21 protein-coding genes and 1 other annotated feature are annotated in these 23,515 nt (G+C 46.6%); of the genes, 20 read left to right on the forward strand and 1 reads right to left on the reverse strand.

The window, feature by feature from the left end; translation table 11 throughout:
• The first annotated feature begins 6 nt into the window (after positions 1 to 6).
• The 17 genes from CUS_RS07755 (at position 7) to CUS_RS07830 (ending at position 16,341) form a co-directional block, all read left to right on the forward strand.
• Positions 7 to 480: a peptidylprolyl isomerase gene (locus CUS_RS07755; RefSeq protein ID WP_002849337.1), complete on the forward strand. Its 474-nt coding sequence runs from the start codon at positions 7 to 9 to the stop codon at positions 478 to 480.
• 92 nt (positions 481 to 572) lie between these two features.
• On the forward strand, positions 573 to 1,916 hold the full coding sequence (locus tag CUS_RS07760) for a hypothetical protein (RefSeq protein WP_002849192.1): 1,344 nt from the start codon (positions 573 to 575) through the stop codon (positions 1,914 to 1,916).
• Between the two features lie 62 nt (positions 1,917 to 1,978).
• A complete protein-coding gene (locus CUS_RS07765) occupies positions 1,979 to 2,590 on the forward strand; it encodes a response regulator transcription factor (protein ID WP_002849428.1) in 612 nt (203 codons plus the stop codon).
• Complete coding sequence (locus CUS_RS07770; RefSeq protein ID WP_002849202.1) at positions 2,575 to 3,798, forward strand: sensor histidine kinase; 1,224 nt, start codon at positions 2,575 to 2,577, stop codon at positions 3,796 to 3,798. Before CUS_RS07765 ends, CUS_RS07770 begins: the two co-directional genes overlap by 16 nt.
• Before the next feature lie 38 nt (positions 3,799 to 3,836).
• Positions 3,837 to 4,529, forward strand: coding sequence for an ABC transporter ATP-binding protein (locus CUS_RS07775; RefSeq protein WP_002849407.1), 693 nt, complete (start codon positions 3,837 to 3,839; stop codon positions 4,527 to 4,529).
• The gene (locus CUS_RS07780) at positions 4,526 to 7,543 is read left to right on the forward strand and encodes an ABC transporter permease (protein ID WP_002849507.1); all 3,018 of its coding nucleotides are present in this window, start codon (positions 4,526 to 4,528) and stop codon (positions 7,541 to 7,543) included. The genes CUS_RS07775 and CUS_RS07780 overlap by 4 nt, the downstream gene beginning before the upstream one ends.
• A 366-nt stretch (positions 7,544 to 7,909) precedes the next feature.
• Entirely contained in the window at positions 7,910 to 8,398 is a 489-nt protein-coding gene (locus CUS_RS07785) for an RNA polymerase sigma factor (protein WP_002849317.1), read from the forward strand.
• On the forward strand, positions 8,395 to 9,567 hold the full coding sequence (locus CUS_RS07790; protein ID WP_002849205.1) for a hypothetical protein: 1,173 nt from the start codon (positions 8,395 to 8,397) through the stop codon (positions 9,565 to 9,567). Before CUS_RS07785 ends, CUS_RS07790 begins: the two co-directional genes overlap by 4 nt.
• Positions 9,568 to 9,729: 162 nt before the next feature.
• On the forward strand, positions 9,730 to 10,065 hold the full coding sequence (locus tag CUS_RS07795; RefSeq protein WP_002849326.1) for a hypothetical protein: 336 nt from the start codon (positions 9,730 to 9,732) through the stop codon (positions 10,063 to 10,065).
• A 186-nt stretch (positions 10,066 to 10,251) separates the two neighbouring features.
• Positions 10,252 to 10,474: a binding site (T-box leader), on the forward strand.
• A 54-nt stretch (positions 10,475 to 10,528) separates the two neighbouring features.
• Positions 10,529 to 10,711, forward strand: coding sequence for a hypothetical protein (locus CUS_RS18565; protein WP_050792211.1), 183 nt, complete (start codon positions 10,529 to 10,531; stop codon positions 10,709 to 10,711).
• 19 nt (positions 10,712 to 10,730) lie between these two features.
• Positions 10,731 to 11,018 carry a GNAT family N-acetyltransferase gene (locus tag CUS_RS18570; RefSeq protein ID WP_157769509.1) on the forward strand — a complete coding sequence of 96 codons (288 nt, stop codon included), beginning with the start codon at positions 10,731 to 10,733 and terminating at the stop codon, positions 11,016 to 11,018.
• Positions 11,006 to 11,890, forward strand: coding sequence for an SPL family radical SAM protein (locus tag CUS_RS07805; protein ID WP_002849473.1), 885 nt, complete (start codon positions 11,006 to 11,008; stop codon positions 11,888 to 11,890). The genes CUS_RS18570 and CUS_RS07805 overlap by 13 nt, the downstream gene beginning before the upstream one ends.
• Before the next feature lie 78 nt (positions 11,891 to 11,968).
• Positions 11,969 to 12,445, forward strand: a complete 477-nt coding sequence (locus CUS_RS07810; RefSeq protein WP_002849373.1) for a pyridoxamine 5'-phosphate oxidase family protein — start codon at positions 11,969 to 11,971, stop codon at positions 12,443 to 12,445.
• Positions 12,446 to 12,510: 65 nt separating this feature from the next.
• The gene (gene tyrS, locus CUS_RS07815) at positions 12,511 to 13,731 is read left to right on the forward strand and encodes a tyrosine--tRNA ligase (RefSeq protein WP_002849208.1); all 1,221 of its coding nucleotides are present in this window, start codon (positions 12,511 to 12,513) and stop codon (positions 13,729 to 13,731) included.
• A complete protein-coding gene (locus CUS_RS07820) occupies positions 13,731 to 14,327 on the forward strand; it encodes a hypothetical protein (RefSeq protein WP_002849351.1) in 597 nt (198 codons plus the stop codon). The genes tyrS and CUS_RS07820 overlap by 1 nt, the downstream gene beginning before the upstream one ends.
• A gap of 187 nt (positions 14,328 to 14,514) precedes the next feature.
• Positions 14,515 to 15,336, forward strand: coding sequence for a methyltransferase domain-containing protein (locus tag CUS_RS07825; protein WP_002849415.1), 822 nt, complete (start codon positions 14,515 to 14,517; stop codon positions 15,334 to 15,336).
• Positions 15,337 to 15,369: 33 nt separating this feature from the next.
• A complete protein-coding gene (locus tag CUS_RS07830; protein WP_002849271.1) occupies positions 15,370 to 16,341 on the forward strand; it encodes a glycoside hydrolase family 113 in 972 nt (323 codons plus the stop codon).
• A gap of 42 nt (positions 16,342 to 16,383) precedes the next feature.
• Here CUS_RS07830 and CUS_RS07835 read toward each other — a convergent pair whose 3' ends face one another.
• Positions 16,384 to 18,732 carry an ATP-dependent helicase gene (locus CUS_RS07835; RefSeq protein ID WP_002849524.1) on the reverse strand — a complete coding sequence of 783 codons (2,349 nt, stop codon included), beginning with the start codon at positions 18,730 to 18,732 and terminating at the stop codon, positions 16,384 to 16,386.
• 403 nt (positions 18,733 to 19,135) lie between these two features.
• Between CUS_RS07835 and CUS_RS07840 the strand changes: the two genes are divergently transcribed.
• The 3 genes from CUS_RS07840 to rplI are packed head-to-tail and all read left to right on the forward strand — an operon-like array spanning position 19,136 to position 23,514.
• Positions 19,136 to 20,974, forward strand: a complete 1,839-nt coding sequence (locus CUS_RS07840; protein ID WP_002849344.1) for a ribonuclease J — start codon at positions 19,136 to 19,138, stop codon at positions 20,972 to 20,974.
• 50 nt (positions 20,975 to 21,024) lie between these two features.
• Entirely contained in the window at positions 21,025 to 23,049 is a 2,025-nt protein-coding gene (locus CUS_RS07845; RefSeq protein WP_002849184.1) for a DHH family phosphoesterase, read from the forward strand.
• An 18-nt stretch (positions 23,050 to 23,067) separates the two neighbouring features.
• Positions 23,068 to 23,514: a 50S ribosomal protein L9 gene (gene rplI, locus CUS_RS07850; RefSeq protein ID WP_002849219.1), complete on the forward strand. Its 447-nt coding sequence runs from the start codon at positions 23,068 to 23,070 to the stop codon at positions 23,512 to 23,514.
• Position 23,515: the final 1 nt, after the last annotated feature.

Below are 23,515 nucleotides of genomic sequence, written 5' to 3' on the forward strand. Positions count from 1 at the left end.
ATTAAAATGGTTAAAATAGAAATGGAAAACGGTAAGGAGATACTTATCGAACTTTATCCCGATGTGGCACCCATCACTGTAGCAAACTTTGAGAAACTGGTAGGTCAGGGCTTCTATGACGGTCTGATCTTCCACAGAGTTATCAAGGGCTTTATGATACAGGGCGGTGATCCCGAAGGCACAGGCATGGGCGGTGCTAAAGAAAAGATCAAGGGCGAGTTCAGATCGAACGGCGTTGCCAATGACCTTAAGCACACCAGAGGTGTTATCTCAATGGCAAGGTCGATGATGCCAAACTCCGCAAGTTCGCAGTTCTTCATCATGCACGAAGATGCACCTCACCTTGACGGCGACTATGCTGCTTTCGGCAAGGTAGTAAAGGGTATCGAGGTCGTTGATGAGATAGCTTCGGTGAAGGTCGATTTCAATGATAAGCCCCTTGAACCTCAGGTAATGAAGAAAGTCACCATTGTAGACTGATATGATAAGTTCACTGCATCTGCCTTTGTATTGAAATAATACAGAGGCTTTTGCGGTGTATGCCCAAAAATAAGATTTCGGGAGTGGTTAAGATGAATTTTAAAAGACCTGCTGCGGTCATCGCCGCTGCGCTGACGGTCTTTGCAGCAGCGCCAAAGGCTTTTGCTGCATATGATTACGGGTACGATCAGGGCTACGACTACAACTATAATTACGATTATAACTACGATTACAATAACGGCTACGACTATGGCTATGATAATGGTTATGGATACGATAACGGTTACGGCTATGACAACGGCTATGGTTATGAAGAGTGGGGCGATACGACAACTACTACCGCACCTGTTCCCGAATTTGACCCTGCACAGTCTGCGGGTAATGAGGTCACCAGCATGCAGAACAAGACTACTACTCTGGTGCCCGATAAGCCGACTTCTGCACCGTCAAGGGTGTACCTCCAGCCCGGTCAGTTCGATGAAAACGATATTATACCCGTCGAACTTAAGATAGAAGCTGATAACGCGGTTTCCAATGCACTGATATCAGTTTCTTTCGATACCGAACTTTTTCAGCTGGTCAGTACAGAACTTAATGAGGAAGCAGGCGGCAAGGCTGCCGAGAACAGCTTCAACGGCAAGTATGTTTTCAATTATACCAATGATGCGGGCAGCAAGTACAAGGGTACTTACGCTACACTGAATTTCAGGATGCTGGATAAGAGCATGGTGTCATCGACGATATTCCTGTCGGTCACAACGCTTGATAACAAGACGGGTATACCGATATCGTATACTGCCGATAACGGTATAATCACAAATCCAAATTCTCCCGAATATCAGAATTCCGAAACGGAAGCGCCTAAACTCAACAAGCAGCTGACTCTGCTTAAGAGCAAGGGTCAGGCTCAGCCCGCTGAACTGGGTCTTGAAGCGTTCAGGAACATCGTTGTGGCTGATACCGATGTAGTCAGCTATGAGGACGGTGTGATAAAGATACTCTCGGCAGGTCAGACTACTTTTGATGTGGTATTTGAGAACAACGATCTTGAAACTTACGATGTGATCGTTATGGACGATACCATCGTGACCGATGCTGAGGATACTGCTGCAAATGTCACAAGAGAACAGCCTGCCGATAATAGCAAGCGCAACCTCTTCATAATCATTGCGGTGGCTGTGGCACTGGTGGTGCTGGTGGTCGAGTATCTTGTTATCATGAAGCCTGTCAGCAAGCGCAGCAAAAAGCTGGCAGAGGCAGAGGCTTTCTTTGAGAATGAGAGCAGAGAAGACGGCGGCGAAGAAGACGAAGAGATGCGTGCTGAATTGCAGAAAGCGTTCGCTGTACGCGATGCCCGCCGCAAAGCTGCACAGGGCGATGAGTCCGATGAACAGCAGGAAGATGCTGATGTCGGAGAAGATACCGACAAGGAATAAAAGCAATATGATTTTTGGCTGCGTAGTCGGTACTGCGCAGCCTTTTTGTTTGAGGTGTTTATATGAAGAAGATACTGGTGCTTGAAGATGATGAGAATATAAGGCTGGGGCTGTGTCATATACTGCGTGCGAAGGGTTTTGAAGCTGTACCTGCTGAAAATATCTCTGAGGCGCGTGAAATTTTTGGCGGCTGTTCGCTCTGCCTTTTGGATGTCATGCTGCCCGATGGCAGCGGTGTGGACTTTTGTCGGGAAATACGCAAGTCCAGCGATGTGCCTGTGATATTCCTTACCTGTGTCGATGACAGCGGAAGAATAGCAGGTGCGCTTGACAGCGGCGGAGATGACTATGTAGTCAAGCCATTTGACACTGTGGTGCTCATATCCCGCATCAACGCGGCTTTGCGAAGGTGCGGCAGTGCAGAAGAGCCATCTGCCGAACTTGAACTCACTGCTATCGAGCGTGAATTGCTGGATTATTTCAGAATAAATAAAAACCGCATACTCACCCGCGAACAGATACTTGCAAGGCTGTGGGACTCGCGGGGCGAATATGTCAATGACAACACACTTTCGGTGCGTATCAACCGTTTGCGTGCGAAGCTGGAAAAAAACGGCAGATGCGGCAGGATAGTCACGGTAAAGGGGGTCGGATATAAGTGGGAAGAGCAGTAGTCACCCTTTCAAACCGTACAGCAAGGGTGTTTTTGTGGCTGGGGATATTGATGACCGTGATATCACTTGTAGGTTCGTACCTTCTGCATGAGTATTCGGGAAGGAAAGCCGCCGAAGCTGAAGTCAGCTACCGCCTTTCGCTGGCGGGTCAGCTTTATGATATGGGAATGTCAGAAGATAAGATAGCTGAACTTGTTTCTTCCCCCGCCGATGAAAGCTATACCGCCAGAGGTGAGGAGATACTGGCGGGCTACGGTTATTTTTCGGGAATGACTGTAGGCGGCGAGTATGTTATTTATTCGCATCTCGCCAACGATATCTTATCAGCTTTGCTGACTGCCGTGTGCTTTTTTGCAGGCTTCTGCTGTATACACACTGTTTTTATTGATATCCGCAGGCTGACAGCACAGCTTGAGCATGAAGAGAAGATAGTCTTTTCAGACGAACATGACATCGGTCTGCTGGGCGAAGCGATACTTTCACTCAGGCAGAAGTCAGAACATCTGCTGAAACAGCTGGGCGATGAAAAGCAGTACCTCGCTGATTACCTCGATGACTTTTCGCACCAGATAAAGACCCCATGCACAGGTCTTAAGCTGAATAATGAGATACTTCTGTCAGCACCAATGCCATTTGAAGAGCAGAAGGATTATCTTATGCGCGACAAAAAGTGCATCGATCGGATCTCGCGGCTGGTTTCGGCATCACTAAAGCTGGCAAGGCTTGAAGCGGGTGCGGTGGAATACCATTTCGAGGAAAATGATATAAGCGAGATAGCCGCAGATGCAGTCGCCCAGCTTACAGCCATAGCCGCTGAGAACAATGCTGAGATGATAAACGAAGTGAAACGCGGTACTCGCCTTTACTGTGACAGATTGTGGCTGTGTGAAGCTGTCACCAATCTTATTAAAAATGCCGCCGAGCATTCAAACGGTGGTCATGTGAGGATATATTCCGACTGCGACCCGATGACTGTTCGCATATTCATTGAAGACAACGGCTGTGGTATATCCGAAGAGGAACTGCCAAATGTGTTCAGGCGCTTCTGGTCAAAGTCGGGGGCAGTGAACTCAAATTCTGTGGGGATAGGCATGTCGGTCGCAAAGAAGATAGTCGAGGATATGGGCGGCAGACTATATATTGAGAGTGAACTTAATAAAGGCACTAAAATAAAGTTAGAATTTTTGCGTACTGTAACTTTACTGTAAGATTGGTATGCTATCATTACAGTAAAGGAGGGACGGATATGGATAAAGAGATAATAATATCAGCCGAAGACCTTGTAAAGACCTTTGGCGGCAAGAACAATAAAGTCGTCGCAGTTGACGGTGTTTCGCTGAAAGTACACAAGGGTGAAATGGTTGCTGTAACAGGTGCATCGGGAAGCGGGAAATCCACTTTGCTCAATTTGCTGGGCGGACTTGACAAACCTGACAGCGGGACGATAACAGCTGTGGGCGAAGACCTCACCGCCATAAAAGACAGTCAGCTTGCTGAGTACAGGCGGCGCAAATCGGGATTCGTTTTTCAGTTTTACAATCTGATACCTGTGCTGAATGTTGAGGAGAACATCTGCCTGCCCGTACACCTTGACGGCAAGAATGTCAAAAAGCAGGAACTTGATGAACTGCTGGCACTTCTCGGACTTAACGATCGGCGCTACCACTTTGCAGGTCAGCTTTCGGGCGGTCAGCAGCAGAGGGTATCGATAGGCAGGGCAGTTATAAACAAGCCGCCGTGTATATTTGCCGATGAGCCTACAGGCAACCTTGACAGCAAGAATTCCCGCGAGATAATCGCGCTGTTCAAGGAGATAATCAAGACCTACAACACAGCTGTCGTACTGGTCACCCATGACGGCAGCATCGCTGAGGAAGCCGACAGAGTTATAACGATGTCAGACGGAAAGATAATAAACGAAAGGGTGAGGTCATTTTGAATAAACTCTTTCTGATAACATGGCGCTGGCTTTTGCGTGACAAGCGCCGTACTGCTCTGACTTTTGCGAGCATCGTGCTGGCGGTCTACCTTATCAGCTTTGTGGGATTTTATATGAGCACTGCGCTGACAACATACCACGCAGTTGTCGAATACCATGAGCCGCATCATGCTTCGCTGATCCTTGAGAACATCGAACAGGCGAAAAAGCTGGATAACAATGTTTCGTGGGAAAGTCATCTTACCAAAATAAGTCCTGATGGTTTCATGATATCTGATTTTGCACATGATCATGTGTCTTCAAGTGAAAGTCTTTTCCCGTTGATCACTATAAACGGCAAAAGTATATTCGAGGATAAGCACGACTTACAGGCTGTTATGATAAGCGGCGATGTCAAAGAACTCACACCGAAGCAAGAATACAGTCTTGACGGCGAGATGCCGAAACATGCGGGCGAAGTAGCTGTAAGCAAGGAGTTTGCCGGCAAGTACGGTGATGTCGGTATCGGTGATACGCTGACCATAAAGTATGATACTTACAAGGGTACTCTGTACTGCGCAAAGACAGATGAGAATAACCAACTGATAAAGGACAGTGATGGCGGACTTATCTACTGTGAAGACAAGCTGGGCTTGAAACTCAGACAGCTGTATGGTGCTATACAGTATGACAGCTATGAACTCGTCAAATTATTCAACAAACTCTATTCCGTTGAGAACGGCAATGATAAGCCTGTAAAGTCAGTGTTCAGTTATAACAATTACGAGTTCCCGCCTGCGTATGCCGTCCTTTCGGACGAGTGTACCGAGAGTTTTGAGTACACAGCTAAGGTCACTGGGATAATAAGCAGTTCAATGGCAGATATAGCATTCAGCATCGATGACAACGAGATAATGCCATATTTTAAAGATAGTCCTGTCGATTATATTGTGCGCGTCAAAAAAGGTCTTGATGCTGAACAGTGCTGCAAGAAAGCTCTGAAAACATTCGGACTTGATAATGATAATAATACCAACCTCTATGTTAATTCCGAATTGCTTATACTTGAGGGCAGACAGCTGGAATACGTTGCAAACATAGGTCCTGTATTTGCTGTTGCGGCGATAATAATGGGCATATTCGTATTCCTTTCAAGGCTGATAATCAACAATGCCTTTGAGATAAGTGCCGCCTACCGTACCGAACAGTACGGCGCATTAAAGACCATAGGTGCTTCTGACAAGCAGATATTCACGATGATAATGTTTGAGTGCGGACTGTATCTGCTGACCGCACTGCCGCTGGGCTTTTTGATCGCGTTGGCGGTGGGCAGGATCCTTCTGGCGAAAGTGCGGGATATTGGTTTGTATGATCTGATTTTCGGTGAGGCTGCCAATGACAGCTTTTTCAAATTTGAACTTTCACCGTTCGTCATGGTCATAACACTCCTTGTGGCGGCTTTTTCGATATTCTTCTCTTCATATGCAGATGCGATGCGCGTTCGCAGAATGCCGCCTATCCAGTCGGTGGGCTACGGTCAGAAAAAGCGTGCAAAGACAAAGAAGTCGCGCTGGTTTTCAAGAAGACTGCTGGGTTATCCTCGCGGTTTTGCGATAAAGTGCATATCCAAGCAGAAAGTGCGCTTTGCGGTAACGCTGACAGCATCGGTTATGAGCGGCATCTTCATAATGACTTTTGCCTGCTTAGTGGAAACCTACAGTAACAGACATACAGATACCATAGACCGCTGCTGCGATATCTCAGCATCACATTTGGAAAGTGATTTTACGCTGGAAAGTGTCAAGAAAGACTATGAGGAACTTAAAGCGTCGGGCTATTTTGAAGAAATAATACCAAATATAGTTATCAATATCGGCAGCTATAAAAGCGCGTATGATAAAGATGCACCGGCTGATCTGAACGAGAAATGCTATTCAGATAAGTATTTAGAGTATTGCAATGACCCTGGTCATTTTGTTTATGATCGATATTTGATGAATGTCAGCTTCATCACCCGTGATAGTTTTGAAAAACATATACACACCGATATGACTTACGATGAATTTCTGAAAAGCGGCAAGCCACTTGTATGCAACACAGTTTCGGCACAGTGCTATGGCGATATTGAACTTAACATGCTTAAGGAAAAGTACAATTTCAATGAATGCTATCAGGGCATTTACGGTATAACTTATGCTGTGCTTGACTTTGATATGTTCAAAGAAAATACAGATGAACTTGTATTCAACGGTGAACTGATAGATTACAATGATGACAAAACTGACACAATAAAACATGAATACACCGAAAATGTAAGGATAGGCGGTTTTTACACCACCGATCAGCCGGATTTTATGTTTTCGGGTAGTGGAATTCAGGCAATAATGCCCTATGAACTTGCGGGCGAGGATATTTTTGAATTCCAGAAAATAGAGTTAAAAGACCCCTCACCGATAAGCATACGCTTTTACTACAATGGCGCAGATTACTATATAAAAGATGGCTGTGCAAATGATGCGATATCGCTTATTTACAAGTATTATGATTCTGAGGACGATGATATAGAAGACTTCGTTGAAAACAATGAATACAGAGAGAAGATAGGTGAGGTCATCAAGGTCGCGATAGGCGGCTTTGCAGTATCGCTGGCAGCTGTGGTGCTGCTGAGTATTTTCAGCACGATGCGTGCGAATGTCATAAACCGCCGCCGTGATTTCTCGATGATGCGAAGCTGCGGCATGTCGCTTAAGCAGGTACGCAAGTCGCTGTTCTTTGAGGCTCGTATATACGCATTCATCACAACGCTGATAAGTTCGGTGATCGGTATAGGAGTGGCGCTGTTCATCTACTACGCATTCTTTGAGTCGGGTGAATTCGGCTCTGAAATGATGCACACACTTATGCCGAAATTCCCCTGGCAGGTATCTGTGGGCATATACATTACCATAATGATCGTGATGGCGGCGGCATTCGTACCCGCACTTGTAACCATGAAAAAGGAGAACATAGCAGAGGAGATAAGAACGGATATTTGATAGATCAGAAGACAACAAAGCAAAAGCGTATCCTGTGTTATTTAAAACGGATACCCATATAGAAATAATGCCCCTAAGCATGTCAAAAGTGCTTTGGGGCATCGCATTTTGTATGGGTGATATATATACTGCTGCTCCTCCAAATCCCGATTTATGTCATCAATAATTATAGCACTACCTTGCTTTTGTGTCAATAAAAACGCTACAGCTATCCTATATCAGCACCGCAAGTAAGATACAGGGGTTATATTCGGGTCATATCATACAAGTACTTATCTTATGAATTGTATAACATGCTGATTTTTCGTGAATGTGTTGAGTTTTCGGGAAGAATAAGCGATTATATTACAGGGAGGTGCAAAGCATATGCGAAGAAACGATCCCGCTATACAAGATCTTGAAATGACAATGAGTAAATACAAACGTACCGTTTACGGCATAGCTGTCACACAGCTGAACAACAGGCATGAAGCTGATGATGTATTTCAGGAGGTCTTTCTGCTGTATTTCAGCAAGCGCCCTGTTTTTCAGACCGAAGAGCAGAAGCGTGCATGGCTGATAAGGGCGACAGTCAACAAATGCAGGCAGTACAATTTCGGCAAATGGAATCTGCATGTTGACCGCACTGCCGAGCCTGAAATATCTGCCGAATTTGAAAGTCAGGCTGACAAAGAACTTTACGCCGCAGTAAAAGAACTTCCGCCAAAACTGCGCGAAGCTGTGTATCTGCACTGGTTCATCGGCATGAATGTCGGTGAAACGGCTGATATACTGGGCGTAAGGGCGAATACAGTCAGCATGAGGCTGGCTAAGGCGAAGAAACTTCTGCAAAAAAGACTGGAGGAAGAAATATGAAGCGTGAGAGATTTGAGCGGATAGAAAGACAGTTCGCACCAAGCGATGAACTTGTAGAGCAGGTACTCGCAAAGGCAGAAAAACTCTCTGCGGGTGAGGTGACAGAAAAGCCGATGGAAGGAGGAATATTTATGAAAAATAACATTATCAGGAAAAGCCGTGCTATACCGATAGTCACCGCAGCGGCATCACTGGTGCTGGTATTCGGCGGGGCAGCGTGCTTTGGCAAAATGGGAACGGAGAAACCCGAAGTAAGCCCGCATGAAAATGCGTCTGAAAGCATGACAGTCACCCAAAAACAGGAAGAACAGGCGGAGAATAAGGAGAAAGAAAGCACAGCAGATAAGTCAGATGACCCGCAGGCATCGTCAGCGGCAGAAAAGCCGAAAGATGAGAGCGAAACCAAATCACGGGAGTGGGTATTCCTTACGGAAGAGGGCAAAGATGCGGCGTGGCACCCCGATGCAGGCGAGGACGGCAGTGCAGAAGCGGCAGTGCGCAATATCGATGCTGAGGTGTATACTAACTTTGAACTGGACGGCAGAGGCTACCACTATGTTACAGGCAAAGGCGAAAATTATAGCGAACTTTATGAGGACTATACTTTCAACAGGAACATACCCAACGATTCTTACATCGGTGAAGAACTGGCGCATATCGACATGGTGCCCTGGTTCGGTGATGCCGAACTCACTAAGGGCGCAGAGGTCTATTCACTGAGGAATATAGACAGCGATCATCTGCTGGCAGTTAAGTTTGACGGTTCTGAACTTTATTATCTCTATGCGGCTGACAGCTTTGCCGCAGACAGCTTTGAAAGTTTCGCGGAAGCCGTTCAGCTGAGGGCTGTGACTTTCGGCGGAGAGTGCGTAAACCGCAGTCAGACATATCATGCGAGCCGCGAACAGTACCTTATGATAGATGACAGCACAGAGTTCAACGAGCTTGTGTTCTCGCTCAGCGGCGAACTTGTTTCACAGCCAACAGGTGAAATGGCGTGGCAGACATTCCTTGATGTACCGCTTTTCGGCGGCAGTCTGAGTTTCAAGTGGTATGCCGACGGATATGTTACAGTTAACGCATTTGGCAACGAAGCCACCTACAATATCGGTGCGGATGCCGCAGGTCAGATAATAGATCATATCAGCGCGAATGGTCATACCATCTGATAAAAAACGCCCGTTCTCTGTATTGGCGTCGCTGATATAGAAGTTTTACGCCATAGTACTTCTGATCCAAAGTCAGAAGTACTATGGCGTTTCTGTTGACAGACCTTCAATACTGTGTTATAATTGTTACTGACAAAAAATCGGAATTAAGAGGAGTATTCTATGGATAAAGATAAAGTGAGAGTCATTAAAATAAGTAAAGAAGCGCTGTTTGAATTTATTTATGAAAATTTTATTGCAAAACAAGATGAGTATTTAGATGTTGATAAGACTGAAGTATCAAATTATTTTGATATTGATTATGAGAACGGAAATTTTATTTTCTGCGCAATAAAATTTGAAGATGAGGATGGAAATTTTCTTTCTATGCCTGCTGAGATCAACTTACAAAAACTTATGAAAATTATTCCGGATACAACAGATTCAATGCTGTCTCCTACCTCAAAATATTATAAGGAATACTCTAAAGACGAATTAGCTGAATTGTCAAAATTATGATTTATCTTAGCACCCGAATAAAAAATGCCCCGAAGCACGATAAAGTGCTTCGGGGCAAAACTTCAATATGGGTATCCGTCATATGGGGAACGGGCTTTGCGCTTCACAAAAAAATCAGGAAAAAGAATGATAAGTAAAATGTCAGATTTTGGACTTGACAAATCAGGAAAAATGTTGTAAAATAGACTAAATGCTATGATGGAATGAAGTAGCCGTTGAAACAACTTCCAGAGAGTCTGCGGGTGGTGTGAGCGGGCAGTGTACAGCGGTGAAGTTACCTTCCTGAGCAGTCTGCCTGAAATATTTCAGTAGGGTGTGACCGTTTTGCCGCGTTAAGGTCAAAGAGGTCGGCGTTTGCCGATAAACTGAGGTGGTACCGCGTTAAGCGTTAGCTGTTGACGCCCTCAGAGGACTTTGTGTCTTCTGAGGGCTTTTATATTTTTATGTGCGAGGTGTCGTTTGCATGAACAGTGTCAGACTTGTCAAAGCCGTCCGTGAAGATGCAGAACTACTGCATGGGCTTCAGCGCGATGCTTTTATGCCGCTGTATGAACGATACCGCGATGACGATACCAGTCCCGCGCTTGAAAGTACAGAGATCGTTGCCCGCAAGATAGCTGACTCGGATTTTTTCATCATATATTGATGATGTTCCGTCAGGCGGTGTGCGGGTAAGGCGTTCGCGGAATGATGGTGAGAATGTCTGTCGGATAAGTCCGATATTTCTTATGCCTGCGTGCTGTGACATGGGTATGGGCACAACTGTTATGGAAATGCTGTTTGATATGTATGCTGATGCTGACAAATGGTCGCTTGCGACTATCGCGCAGGATAAAAGGAACTGCCATTTCTATGAAAAAATGGGCTTTGTGTACACATGGGAAAGCACTGTCATCAATGAACGCATGACTATCATCGGCTATGAAAAAAGGTGCAGGCGATGGAATACGTAAGCGTTAAAAGTATTCTGCACAGGTGCAGGGACACTTCATGGTTCGGCAGTGACTACAATATGAACCTCTATCGCGGCTGTTGTCACGGCTGTATCTATTGTGACAGCAGAAGTGAGTGTTATCACATAGAGAACTTTGATAAAGTTCGCGCCAAGAAAGATGCGGCGGTGATACTGCGTGATGAACTCAGACGCAAGCGCAGGACAGGTGTGATAGGCATGGGTGCTATGTCTGACCCTTACAATCCTTTTGAGAGGACTGAAAGGCTCACCGAAAAGGCGCTTATGCTGATAGATGAATTCGGTTTCGGCGTGAATGTCGATACGAAGTCTGCACTTATCACAAGAGATGCGGCGCTGTACCGAAGTATAGCACAGCATTCGCCTGTGCTTTGCAAAATGACGATAACTGCGGCTGATGATAGTCTTTGCAGACTTATCGAGCCGAATGTCAGCACGAGCAGTGAACGTTTTGCGGCGCTTGAAAAGCTGTCTGCGACGGGGGTAAAGACCTGTATTCTTATGAACCCGATACTGCCGTTCATGACCGACAATGCCGAGAACATAACTGCCATAGTAAGGCGTGCGGCGGAAGTCGGCGTGATGGGGATATTCACTTATTTGGGTGTAACACTCAGGCAGAATCAGCGCGAATACTTTTATGACCGACTTGACGAGCGCTTTGCGGGACTTCATGCAAGATACGCAAGGCAGTTCGGCGGCGCTTATGAATGTTTTTCACCGAACAGCAGTATGCTTTGGAAAGTATTCATCAGCGAATGCGAAAAGCATAATATACTTTATGATATGAATGATATAACAGCGGCATACAAGTCGGGCTATGGCGACAGCCAGCTCAGCTTTTTTGACTGATGCTGCGCTTTGAAAGGTCGTGATATAAATGATATTCCCCGCGGATATCATTGCTTATGAAAAGAGGAGGTCTGCATAATGTTCAGAAAAATGCTGAGAAAAAAGCAGGCGCTTTCCGAAGAGGACTGCATAACAGTCCTGAAAACGCAGAAAAGGGGAGTGCTGGCGGTGCTGGGCGATGAAGATTATCCATACGCACTGCCAATAAACCATTATTATAATGACGAAGACGGTCACATCTACTTTCACGGTGCGAAGTTCGGTCATCGTGTGGACGCGGTAAAGCGTCACGATAAGGTCAGCTTTTGCGTATATGACGAGGGCTACCGCCGTGAGGGCGAGTGGGCGCTGAACATAAAAAGCGTCATAGTTTTCGGCAGACTTGTGCCCGTTGAGGACGAGGATAAGATGATAGACATCTGCCGCAGGCTGAGCCGCAAATTCACCGATGACGAAAGCTACATTGAGGACGAGATAAAGCGCGCAGGCTTCCGCACGCTGATGTATGAACTTATACCCGAACAAATGTCGGGCAAGCTGGTAAAAGAAGCGTGACGCTGACAGTAAAGCAAATAAATATTCAATGTATATGATATTTCTTAAAACGGAGGAAAACTAAAATGACTTGTTATGAAGAACTTGTAAGACGCGGACTGATCGCTCAGGTAACTGATGAAAAAGAGATCAGCAATATGATCAACAACGGTAAAGCCGTATTCTACATCGGCTTTGACCCAACCGCAGACAGTCTGCACGTTGGTCACTTCATGGCACTGTGCCTTATGAAGAGATTGCAGATGGCAGGCAACAAGCCTATCGCACTGGTAGGCGGCGGCACAGGCATGATAGGTGACCCGTCGGGCAAGAGCGATATGCGTAAGATGCTGACACCCGAAACCATTCAGCACAACTGCGAATGCTTCAAAAAGCAGATGAGCAGATTTATCGACTTCTCTGACGGCAAGGCTCTCATGGTAAACAACGGCGACTGGCTGCTGAACCTCAATTACATCGATGTTCTGCGTGAGGTAGGTGCATGCTTCTCGGTAAACAAGATGCTGACTTTCGAGTGCTACAAGCAGAGAATGGAGAGAGGTCTGACATTCCTGGAGTTCAACTACATGATAATGCAGTCCTACGACTTCTACAGACTGTTTCAGGATTACGGCTGCAACATGCAGTTCGGCGGTGATGACCAGTGGGCAAATATGCTGGGCGGCACTGAACTTATCAGAAAGAAGCTGGGGAAGGACGCTCATGCTATGACCATCACACTGCTGCTGAACTCTGAGGGCAAGAAGATGGGCAAGACCGAAAAGGGTGCTGTATGGCTGGACGCTGAAAAGACTTCTCCATACGATTTCTACCAGTACTGGAGAAACGTTGATGATGCTGATGTCATCAAGTGCCTGAAGCTGCTGACCTTCGTGCCTATCGAGGAGATAGAAGAGATGGAGCAGCACATGGAGGGTGCTGAGTACAACAAGGCTAAGGAACTGCTGGCGTTCGAGCTGACCAAGCTGATACACGGCGAGGAAGAGGCTAAGAAGGCTGATGCTGCGGCTAAGGCTATCTTCGGCGGCGGTGCTGACAGTGCCGATATGCCCACTACAACTCTGACTAAGGACGATGTAGACGAGAACAACTGTATCGGTATCCTAAATCTGCTGGTAAAGGCAGGTCTTGCACCATCAAACAGTGAAGCAAGAAGACTTGTACAGCAGAACGGTATCGCGGTCAACGGTGAAAAGTTCACTGACCCTAAGGGTATGGTGGATATCAGTGAGCAGGTCATCATAAAGAAGGGCAAAAAGATATTCCAGAAGGTTGTGATAGGCTGATGGACGGTAATGCTGTACTTAAAAAGATAGCTTTTAACTCCGTTATGATGATCGTCGGCGGGGCTGCCTTGACACTGATAGGTCTGGCTATGTTCATGGGATCGGTCATAGTAGCTATTGTCCTGTTGCTGTGCGGCGGGTTACTGGTGTACTTTGGCATACGCAACAAAAAAGATCCCTACAGATCAGATCCTCTGAAAAAAAATCCCGATCTTCTGGCAATGGCTGATGAACTTGCTTCTGCCACAATATACGAAGATAAGTTCATATGTATGTCCGAAAGGCTGATACGTTCAAAGAAAGACCCTCTGCATATCACATTTTTTGAAGAGATATACTGCATGTATATCCGCAAGGAGTCAACAAATTTTATCCCGACAGGCAAGGATATCATGCTCCTTACTCCTAGAGGTGATATTCGCATCAGCATATATGGTCAGAGAAAAGCCGTTGCTGATATGATCGCTGAAACGATATTGCAGCGCGCACCTTATTGCAGGGGCGGCTATACAAACGAAAATCTTGCTTATGCAGAAAGCATGATAAATAACTGGAAGTCACAGCGTACATACGGTGCAAACAACGTAAATATGTGATGAGGGAGCATGTATCATTTCCGGAACGTTGATATATCCCATACAAACTTTTAACTTATCCTATTGTAATGCTCTGCCCGATGATGATATTCATCGGGCAGATTATTTGTAAAACAAATTGTAAATTCTCAGATATGGTCTTGCAAATGCGGTTGACCTATGCTATAATACATCAAAGGTGATGAAAATGTATATCTGTCCTGTATGTAAAGATAAACTGAAACGAATAGAAAACTCGTGGCGATGCCGTAACGGGCACTGTTTTGATATCGCACGCAAAGGGTATGTCAATCTGCTGACCACTGCAAAGCATAACCCAAAGACAGCGGGCGATAACGCTGACATGGTCAAGGCGCGTACAGAATTTCTTGATAAAGGCTATTACAGACCTCTCGCTGAAAAGCTGAGAGATGTCGCGGGCGAAGTACTGAAAGATAATGACAGCCCTGTCATCATTGACAGCGGGTGCGGTGAGGGCTTTTACACGGCTGAATTGGCAAAACTCAGTAAAGCAAGCATCTTCGGCATCGACATTTCAAAGCATGCTGTGGCACACTGTATGACAAGGGTGCATCTGGCGGGCATAACGAACTGTCAGTTTGCGGCGGCATCTTCCTTTGAACTGCCTTTTGCAGACAAAAGTGCAGATATGGTCGTAAGCGTGTTCGCTCCCGTCAGCAATGACGAGTACGCCCGCGTGCTGAAAAAGGGCGGTGCGCTGATAGTCGTGTCGCCGTCACCGCGTCATCTGTTTGAACTTAAAGCCGCAGTCTATGACGAGCCTTACGAAAACAAGCCTAATGTCTACGGGCTGAACAAGTTCACGCTTGGCAGTGAGATATGCTTTGAATACAGCGCAGATATCACTTCGCAGGCAGATATACACAGTCTTTTCATGATGACACCATACTTTTACAAAACATCGGAAGAGGGTATGGTGCGTCTGAGGGCGCTTGATGATATCGAAGTCACCTGCGGCTTCGTGATACAGACATATTATAAAAAATAGTACGATCTTTAGTACAGAAAAGAGAGGGTAAGTATGGATAGGGATATTTTCTGCAAAGGCTACACATGGGGTTTTTTCAGTCGCGAGGGTGAACTGCTGACCGACAAGGCGGAAGAGTCGATGAAGCGCCTTGCATCAAACGGGCTGGACTGGATATGTATAACAGTCAACGGCTGGCAGGAAACTTTTTACAGCACAGTGGTTTTCTCGATGTACGGCATGACACAGACAGATGAGGAGATAATACACGCAGTAAAGATGGCAAAGTCGATGGGGCTGAAAGTCTGCCTCAAGCCGATGGTCAACTGCCTTGACAGGTCGTGGCGTGCGCGCATAGATTTCCCCACAGAAGAGGGCTGCGGTTACTGGGAGAAGTGGTTCAGGTCTTATAATAATTTCATGCAGCACTATGCAAAACTGGCTGAAAAACTGGGCTGTGAGATGCTCTGTACAGGCTGTGAGATGGCGGGCATGGACAAGCAGGCTGACCTCTGCCGCGATATGGTGGCAAGGGTTCGCAAGGTATACAGCGGCATAATAATGCACAACATAAATCACGGTGATGAAATGCGCTTCAAGTGGCTCGATGCAGTCGATGTGATAGGCATAAGCGCATATTATCCCGTTACCGATGCTGAAAATACAGGCATCGACACCATGAAACAGCGATGGGCAGAAGTCGTAAAACGACTTGAAGTATGCCATGAACATTTCGGCAAACCGATAATGTTCGCTGAGATAGGTGTGCGCAACGAAGAGGGCTGTACTGCTTATCCGTGGGATTTTCACTACCGCCCCGAAAAAAAGACCGATGAGCAGGAACAGGCTGATTTCTATGAGAGCGCTATGGCGGCAACATGGGATATACCCTGGTTCTGCGGATATTTCTGGTGGGACTGGAAAGCAACTCTGCCGCCGATTGAAAAGGCAAAAGAGAACCGTGATTTCACCATCTACGGCAAACTGGCCGAGCAGACACTTAAAAAGTGGTACACCGAAAAATAAAAATACGGGAACGAGCGAACATCATCACTCGTTCCCGTTTTGTTATATCTTCTTGGGCTTTGCAAAATTAGCGAATATCTTCTTTGTGCCCACTTTGTCAAAGGCAATCTCCAGCATCGTGTCGCCTGCCATCGGGGTAACGCCGACTACAGTGCCCTCACCGAATTTTTTGTGCATCACTCTGTCACCAACATTATAGCTTTCAGATGATGCTGATGTTTCGGATCTTTTCGCCGCATTGTACATGGCTATCTGCTTGCCGAGAGAAAGGTTCGGATTTGCAGTGGGAGCAGCACCCTCGCTGAGTTTTGGCACCTGTTCTTCGATATTCTCTTTCGGCAGTTCACGCAAGAACATCGACTCACGGTTGCGCTGAACGTTACCGAATATCATTCTCTCACCCGCATATACAAGATGAAGTTCTTCCTTTGCTCTTGTCAGGGCAACGTATGCCAGACGGCGTTCTTCCTCTATCTCTATGTCGCTCTCCATACTCCTGCTTGACGGGAAAACATTGTCTTCAAGTCCTGCCACGAACACCACAGGGAATTCCAGACCCTTTGCCGCGTGCATGGTCATCAGTGCCACATAGTCACCGTTTTCATCAAGTGTGTCGATGTCGGTATACAGCGCCACCTCTTCGAGAAAACCTTCCAGCGACGGCTCTTCTGCCTCTTCTTCGTATTTCGCCATAGTGGATTTCAGTTCTTCTATGTTTTCGAGTCTTGCTTCGCCCTCAAGACCCTGCTGCAAAAGATAACTGCCGTAGCCTGTCTTGTCAACCACTGCATCGAGAAGTTCGGGGAGTGTCGATATGTCTGCAAGATCGGTGAGGTCGTCTATCATAAATGCAAACTCTGTAAGCGCTTTTGACTTTTTTGCCAGCGGCACATATTCGGGCGAATGCTCCATAATATATATGGCATCTTCACCCAGATCTGAAACTATCTGGTCGATGACCCTCACAGTGGCATCACCGATACCGCGCTTCGGCTCGTTGATTATCCGCCTTAGTCTGAACATATCCGAATGGTTGTTTATTACTTCCAGATAAGCCAGTATATCCTTGACTTCCTTGCGGTCATAGAATTTCAGTCCGCCGAATATCTTGTAGGGGATACTCGCTTTTATCATCGCCTGTTCAAGCGCGTTTGACTGGGCGTTCATGCGATAGAGTATAGCGTGGTCGCCGTAGCGCCTGCCTTTTTCGGTGTTTTCGGTGATGATCTTCGCTATGTAGGACGCTTCTTCGCGCTCGGTCATCGACTTATGAACTATGACTTTCTCGCCGTCGCCGCTGTCAGTCCAGAGGTTCTTGCCTTTTCTGCCTACATTGTGACTTATCAGCTTGTTGGCACAGGTGAGTATGTTCTGGGTAGAGCGGTAGTTTTGTTCCAGCTTGATGACATCTTCGGGGCGGCAGCCGAACTCTTCCTCAAAGTTAAGGATATTCTCGATGGTAGCACCGCGAAAACGATAGATGCTCTGGTCATCATCACCCACAACGCATATGTTGCCGTATTTCTGTGAAAGCAGTGACACCAGCCGAAACTGTACTTTGTTGGTGTCCTGATACTCGTCCACCATTATGTATTTGTAAAGATTTTGATAGTGATCCAGCACATCAGGCTGTTTCTCGAAAAGATCTACCGTATGGCAGATTATGTCATCGAAATCCATAGCGTTGCTGGCGCGAAGTTCAGCCTGATAACGCTTGTATATCCTTGCGATGGTGTCCTTGCGGTAGTCGCCCACAGCTTCACTGGCGAATTCATCGGGACCTATCATCGAATCCTTTGCGTTCGAGATCTCTGTCATTATCGACCTTATGGGGAACATCTTCTCATCGAGATCCATCGCGCGCATCACTGACTTTATCACGCGCTTTGAATCATCGGTGTCGTATATGGCAAAACTCTGTGTAAACCCGATATGCGTGCATTCCCGCCTGAGTATCCTTACGCAGGCTGAGTGGAATGTCGCCGCAGTGATGCCCTTGCCCTCTTCACCGAGTATATTTGCGATACGGTCTTTCAGTTCGCCTGCTGCCTTGTTTGTAAAGGTTATCGCCAGAATGTTCCACGGTCTGACAGGTCTGAAACCTATCACCTGTGCCAGCTGTGCGCCGTCATCGTTCCTGCCCTCAGCATAATCAGCTATGAACTGTGCCTCCTCAGGTGTGAACTCCTGCTGATAGCTTGTTTCATAGGCATCTCCGAAATGTATCATGTTGGCGATGCGGTTTATCAGCACAGTGGTCTTGCCGCTTCCCGCGCCTGCAAGTATCAGCAGCGGACCATTGATGTGGAAGACAGCTTTTTGCTGCATCGGGTTCATTCTGCTGAAAAATCGTTCAAGTGCTTTCTTTTTCAATGTATTGATATCGTTCATCAGTATACCTCCGTTATCTAAGACATATATTATATCATATATTTTTCCGTTTGAAAAGGGATAATCGTGAATTTTTTCATAAATCGGCTTTTAGTACAAAAATAAGTACACCGATATTCTTTGGTGAATATGCCCTTGACATTCGGACAAAAATAGAGTAAAATAGAATAAGATATTTTTGTTCGGATATATTCCGCATCACTTTGCGGATCATGACGGCTGCCTCGTTTCAGCTTTTATTCGTCTAAGGGCTATCCATTCAGCCCAAGGCTGCCGCTTTATACACCTATCTAACGGAAAAATCGAATAATTATCGGGCGGCGTCTGCCCGAAGGAAAGGAGCTTTTTGCGCACCTCTGCGCCGAGGCTTGTTTGCGGTGCAATTGTGCGCATTTATCAAATCATGGCTAATAACAATTCTAATTCTGAAAAAAGAAAGACATCAAAACGCTACACACCAAAGCAGGGCAAGCTGAGAGGTGTTCCGCTGAAACGTAAGAATGACGGAGCATCATCGCAGAATAAGCTGCATCCAAACGGCAGGGCGGCTTCACAGCGTTCTTCTAAGGACGCGCAGAGGCGCACGCCTGTCAAGATAATCCCGCTGGGCGGTCTTAATGAGATAGGCAAGAACTTCACGGTCATTGAATGTTCAAACGACATGTTCATCATCGACTGCGGACTTGCTTTTCCCGACAGCGAGATGCTGGGTGTCGATATAGTCATACCCGACTTCACATATGTGGAGAAGAATCTTGAAAAACTGCGCGGCGTTGTTATAACTCACGGGCATGAGGATCACATCGGCGGTCTGCCGTATTTTCTCAAAAAGTTCCCAAGCGTGCCTGTTTACGGTACAAGGCTTACCATCGGACTTATCGAGGGCAAACTGCGTGAACATGAATTGCTGGGCAGTGTAAAGTTGAATACCGTGACACCACGTCAGACCATCAGAATGGGCTGTATGGCGGTCGAGTTCATAAGGGTGAACCACTCTATACCCGATTCGGTGGGTATGGCTATCCATACTCCCGCAGGCGTTCTTATCCATACGGGTGACTTTAAGGTGGATTACACACCCATCGAGGGCGGCATAATTGATCTGCCGCGCTTTGCCGAACTGGGCAACAAGGGCGTCCTTGCACTGATGTCAGATTCCACAAACTCGGAGCGTCCGGGCTACACCGCCAGTGAACGCAAGGTCGGGGATAATCTCGAAATGCTCTTTGCAAAGGCTGAGGGCAAGCGCATAATCATCGCTACCTTTGCATCTAACATACACCGCGTACAGCAGATAATCAATAATGCTGTCAACACAGGCAGAAAGGTCGCTGTTTCAGGGCGCAGTATGGTGAATGTCATAAGTGTCGGCATCGAACTGGGCTACCTTAAAGTACCTGATGGCGTGCTTATAGATATCGATATGATAGGCAGATACCTGCCGGAACAGATAGTGCTGGTAACTACAGGCAGTCAGGGCGAACCGATGTCTGCGCTTTCGAGAATGTCGATGAATGAACACCGCAAGGTAAGCATAACTCCGCAGGATTTTATTATCATCTCCGCTAACCCGATACCGGGCAACGAGAAGCTGGTCACAAGGGTCGTAAATGACCTGATGAAACTGGGCGCTGAGGTGGTTTATGAGAAAATGTATGAAGTACACGTTTCGGGTCATGCTTGTCAGGAAGAGCAGAAGCTGATGCTCTCCATCACAAAGCCGAAGTTCTTCATACCGGTACACGGCGAGTTCAAGCACCTTATGAAGCATAAGCAGACTGCCATGACCGTAGGCATTCCCGAAGAGAATATCATAATCGCGGGTATAGGCGATGTCATCGAAACTGATGGTGTCGATATGCGCATCACCGGTGAAGTACCTGCGGGCAAGGTGCTGGTAGATGGTCTTGGTGTCGGAGATGTCGGCGCAATAGTCCTCAGGGACAGAAAACATCTGGCTGAGGACGGTCTGATAATCGCAGTTGCGACCATAGACCGCTCGGTCGGTGAGATACTTTCGGGACCCGACCTTGTGTCCAGAGGCTTTGTGTATGTCCGCGAAAGCGAAGAACTTATGAACGAGGCTAAAGAACTGCTGACAGAAACTCTCCAGACCTGCCTTGATAATAACATGCACGAATGGAACGCGATAAAGGGCAAGATGAAAGACAATCTTTCTGATTTCATATTCAGAAGGACCAAGAGAAGCCCCATGATATTGCCGATAATAATGGAGATATAGAAAAACGCTGTATGAACAGATAAAGGATTTTGCAAAGGAGTTGACAGGCAGTGAAAAAGAACAGAAACTTTCTGGTGCTGCTGGGGGCTACAATGGGCGTTATCGCTGTTGCGGCGCTTATAGGGGCATTTATGCTGCATTCAACCATTGAGAAAAAAGGTTCGGGCAGCGTGCTGATATTGGTTTCTGTTGTGAGTATTTTACTTCTTCTGCTGGAAGCATTCGTTTTCAGAAATCAGACCCACAAATATCTGACAAAGACAGCCACACAGCTTGTAAGGACAGAAAGGGACTCACTTTTGTATTTTCCCGCGCCCTGTGTTATACTTGACAGCGAGAACAGCGTGGTATGGTTCAATAAACTCTTTGAGAAGAGTTTGTATGACATCGACCCTTACGGTGAACAACTCACCGAGATAATGAATATCGACCTTGACCGCGCCTACGGCGAGGACGGCTGTCAGATATGCCTGAACAAGCGCTACTATGTGGCACATGCTGTGCATTCCGACCTGCGCAACGGTCTGTCAATGGTCTATTTCAAAGATGTCACAGATTATACCGAACTCAGGTATGAAGCCTATCAGTCGCACAACGGTGTTATAATCATAGTGATAGATAACTACGATGCTATGATGTCAGACATTCGTGAGAGTGAAAAGGCGCATGTCGCTGTTGAGATAGAGAAGCTGATGGAACGCTTTCTCGAAGGCACTACCGCCATCGCCAAGAAAGTTTCAGATGACAAGTTCTATGTTTTCATGGAGGAGAGATATCTTTCACGCAAGATAGAGAACAGGTTCAGGATACTTGAAGAAGCAAGGCAGATACGCATCGGCGGCAAGACGAATGTAACACTTTCGATAGGTGTCGGCAGAGAGGGCAAGGGTCTTGAAGAGTGCGAAAAGCTGGCTAAACAGGCGCTTGAACTCTGTCAGGGACGCGGCGGCGATCAGGCAGCTTACCGTGAGAACGGCGAATTCAGGTTCTTCGGCGGTGTGTCTACGGGTGCTGATAACAACAACCGCGTAAAGATACGTATATTTGCAGAAACTCTGCTGGAGATAATCAAGCCCGGCAGTATAGAAAGCATGGGCAACTACAGGACAGAAGCCGAAGATGCACAGGGCTTCCGAAGGGTTCTGATAATGGGTCACAGGTTTGGTGACCTTGACAGCATCGGTTCGGCTACGGGTCTGTGCTGTGCGCTGAGGAAGATAGTTTCCGAGTGCTATGTGGTTGTCGATAAGGAGAAGAACCTTGCGCTTTCTCTGATAAATTACATCGAAGAAAACGAGATATCCAATTATTACATAACCCCTGAACAGGGGCTTGACAGGCTTGACTCGGATACACTTGTGATAGTGGTGGATACCCATAATCCTGAACTGGTCGAGTCAAAGGAAATGATTGCGCGGGCTAAGAATATCGTTGTCATAGACCACCACAGGCGTATGGTAAAGGGCATCGAGCCGCTTATAGCCCAGTGTCTTGAACCCGGTGCTTCATCGGCGGCAGAACTTGTCACCGAGATAATCGAACTCTGGGGCGACAGGACGAGTATAGATGCACATGCGGCGGAGGCTCTGCTTTCGGGTATCATGCTTGATACAAAGTATTTTGTGATGAAGACGGGTGTCACTACTTTTGAAACAGCGGCGTACCTAAAGAAGATGGGCGCTGATACTGTAACGGTAAAGTCGATGTTCGCAAATTCCATCGAAACTTATCATGAGAAGTCAAAGGTGATAAATTCCGCAGAGATATACCGCAAATGCGCCATCGCAAAGGCTGACGGCAGTTTCGACAATGTGCGCGTGGCGGCTTCACAGGCGGCTGATGAAATGCTGGGCATAACAGGGGTTTTCGCATCTTTTGTTATGTATAAGCAGGGCAATACCGTGAATATATCTGCAAGAAGTATGGGCAGATACAATGTTCAGGTCATTATGGAGGCACTGGGCGGCGGCGGTCATCTGACGATGGCGGCGGCGCAGATGCCTGTTGAACTTGACGAGGCTGAAAGACTGCTTCGTGAAGCGATAGATGATTTTATAAGAAACAATACCAATTAAAAGAAAGGCGTGTTGAAAATGAAAGTTATTTTACTTAAAGATGTTAAAGGTTCGGGCAAGGCAGGGGATACTCTGAACGTGGCTGACGGCTACGCTAGAAATTTCCTTATAGCAAGGGGTCTGGCTGTTGAAGCAAACGCAAAGAACCTCAATGACCTTGCAGGCAAAAAGGCTTCCGAACAGCACAAGATAGATGTTGAAACTGCTGATAACAAGGCTATAGCTGAGAAGATAAAGGATAAGGAAGTCGTTATCAAGGCTAAGGCAGGTCAGGGCGGAAAGCTGTTCGGCGCTATAACCGCAGGTGTTGTTGCCGATGCTCTGAAAGAACAGTTCGGCGTTGATGTTGACAAGAAGAAGATAAACCTGAGTGCTGATATCAAGGCATTTGGTGACTTCACTGCCAATGTCAAGATGACTCACGGCGTATCCTGCGGTATAAAGGTAAAGGTCGTGGAGGAATAAT

Source organism: Hominimerdicola alba 8, assembly GCF_000178155.2.
Taxonomy (GTDB): domain Bacteria; phylum Bacillota; class Clostridia; order Oscillospirales; family Ruminococcaceae; genus Hominimerdicola; species Hominimerdicola alba_C.

Excerpts from the sequence above, each read along its gene's own strand:
- CUS_RS07755 (WP_002849337.1), top strand. The coding sequence starts at position 7 with ATGGTTAAAATAGAAATGGAAAACGGTAAGGAGATACTTATCGAACTT.
- CUS_RS07760 (WP_002849192.1), top strand. The coding sequence starts at position 573 with ATGAATTTTAAAAGACCTGCTGCGGTCATCGCCGCTGCGCTGACGGTC.
- CUS_RS07765 (WP_002849428.1), top strand. The coding sequence starts at position 1,979 with ATGAAGAAGATACTGGTGCTTGAAGATGATGAGAATATAAGGCTGGGG.
- CUS_RS07775 (WP_002849407.1), top strand. The coding sequence starts at position 3,837 with ATGGATAAAGAGATAATAATATCAGCCGAAGACCTTGTAAAGACCTTT.
- CUS_RS07785 (WP_002849317.1), top strand. The coding sequence starts at position 7,910 with ATGCGAAGAAACGATCCCGCTATACAAGATCTTGAAATGACAATGAGT.
- CUS_RS07790 (WP_002849205.1), top strand. The coding sequence starts at position 8,395 with ATGAAGCGTGAGAGATTTGAGCGGATAGAAAGACAGTTCGCACCAAGC.
- CUS_RS07795 (WP_002849326.1), top strand. The coding sequence starts at position 9,730 with ATGGATAAAGATAAAGTGAGAGTCATTAAAATAAGTAAAGAAGCGCTG.
- CUS_RS18565 (WP_050792211.1), top strand. The coding sequence starts at position 10,529 with ATGAACAGTGTCAGACTTGTCAAAGCCGTCCGTGAAGATGCAGAACTA.
- CUS_RS07805 (WP_002849473.1), top strand. The coding sequence starts at position 11,006 with ATGGAATACGTAAGCGTTAAAAGTATTCTGCACAGGTGCAGGGACACT.
- CUS_RS07810 (WP_002849373.1), top strand. The coding sequence starts at position 11,969 with ATGTTCAGAAAAATGCTGAGAAAAAAGCAGGCGCTTTCCGAAGAGGAC.
- tyrS (WP_002849208.1), top strand. The coding sequence starts at position 12,511 with ATGACTTGTTATGAAGAACTTGTAAGACGCGGACTGATCGCTCAGGTA.
- CUS_RS07820 (WP_002849351.1), top strand. The coding sequence starts at position 13,731 with ATGGACGGTAATGCTGTACTTAAAAAGATAGCTTTTAACTCCGTTATG.
- CUS_RS07825 (WP_002849415.1), top strand. The coding sequence starts at position 14,515 with ATGTATATCTGTCCTGTATGTAAAGATAAACTGAAACGAATAGAAAAC.
- CUS_RS07830 (WP_002849271.1), top strand. The coding sequence starts at position 15,370 with ATGGATAGGGATATTTTCTGCAAAGGCTACACATGGGGTTTTTTCAGT.
- CUS_RS07835 (WP_002849524.1), bottom strand. The coding sequence starts at position 18,732 with ATGAACGATATCAATACATTGAAAAAGAAAGCACTTGAACGATTTTTC.
- CUS_RS07840 (WP_002849344.1), top strand. The coding sequence starts at position 19,136 with ATGGCTAATAACAATTCTAATTCTGAAAAAAGAAAGACATCAAAACGC.
- rplI (WP_002849219.1), top strand. The coding sequence starts at position 23,068 with ATGAAAGTTATTTTACTTAAAGATGTTAAAGGTTCGGGCAAGGCAGGG.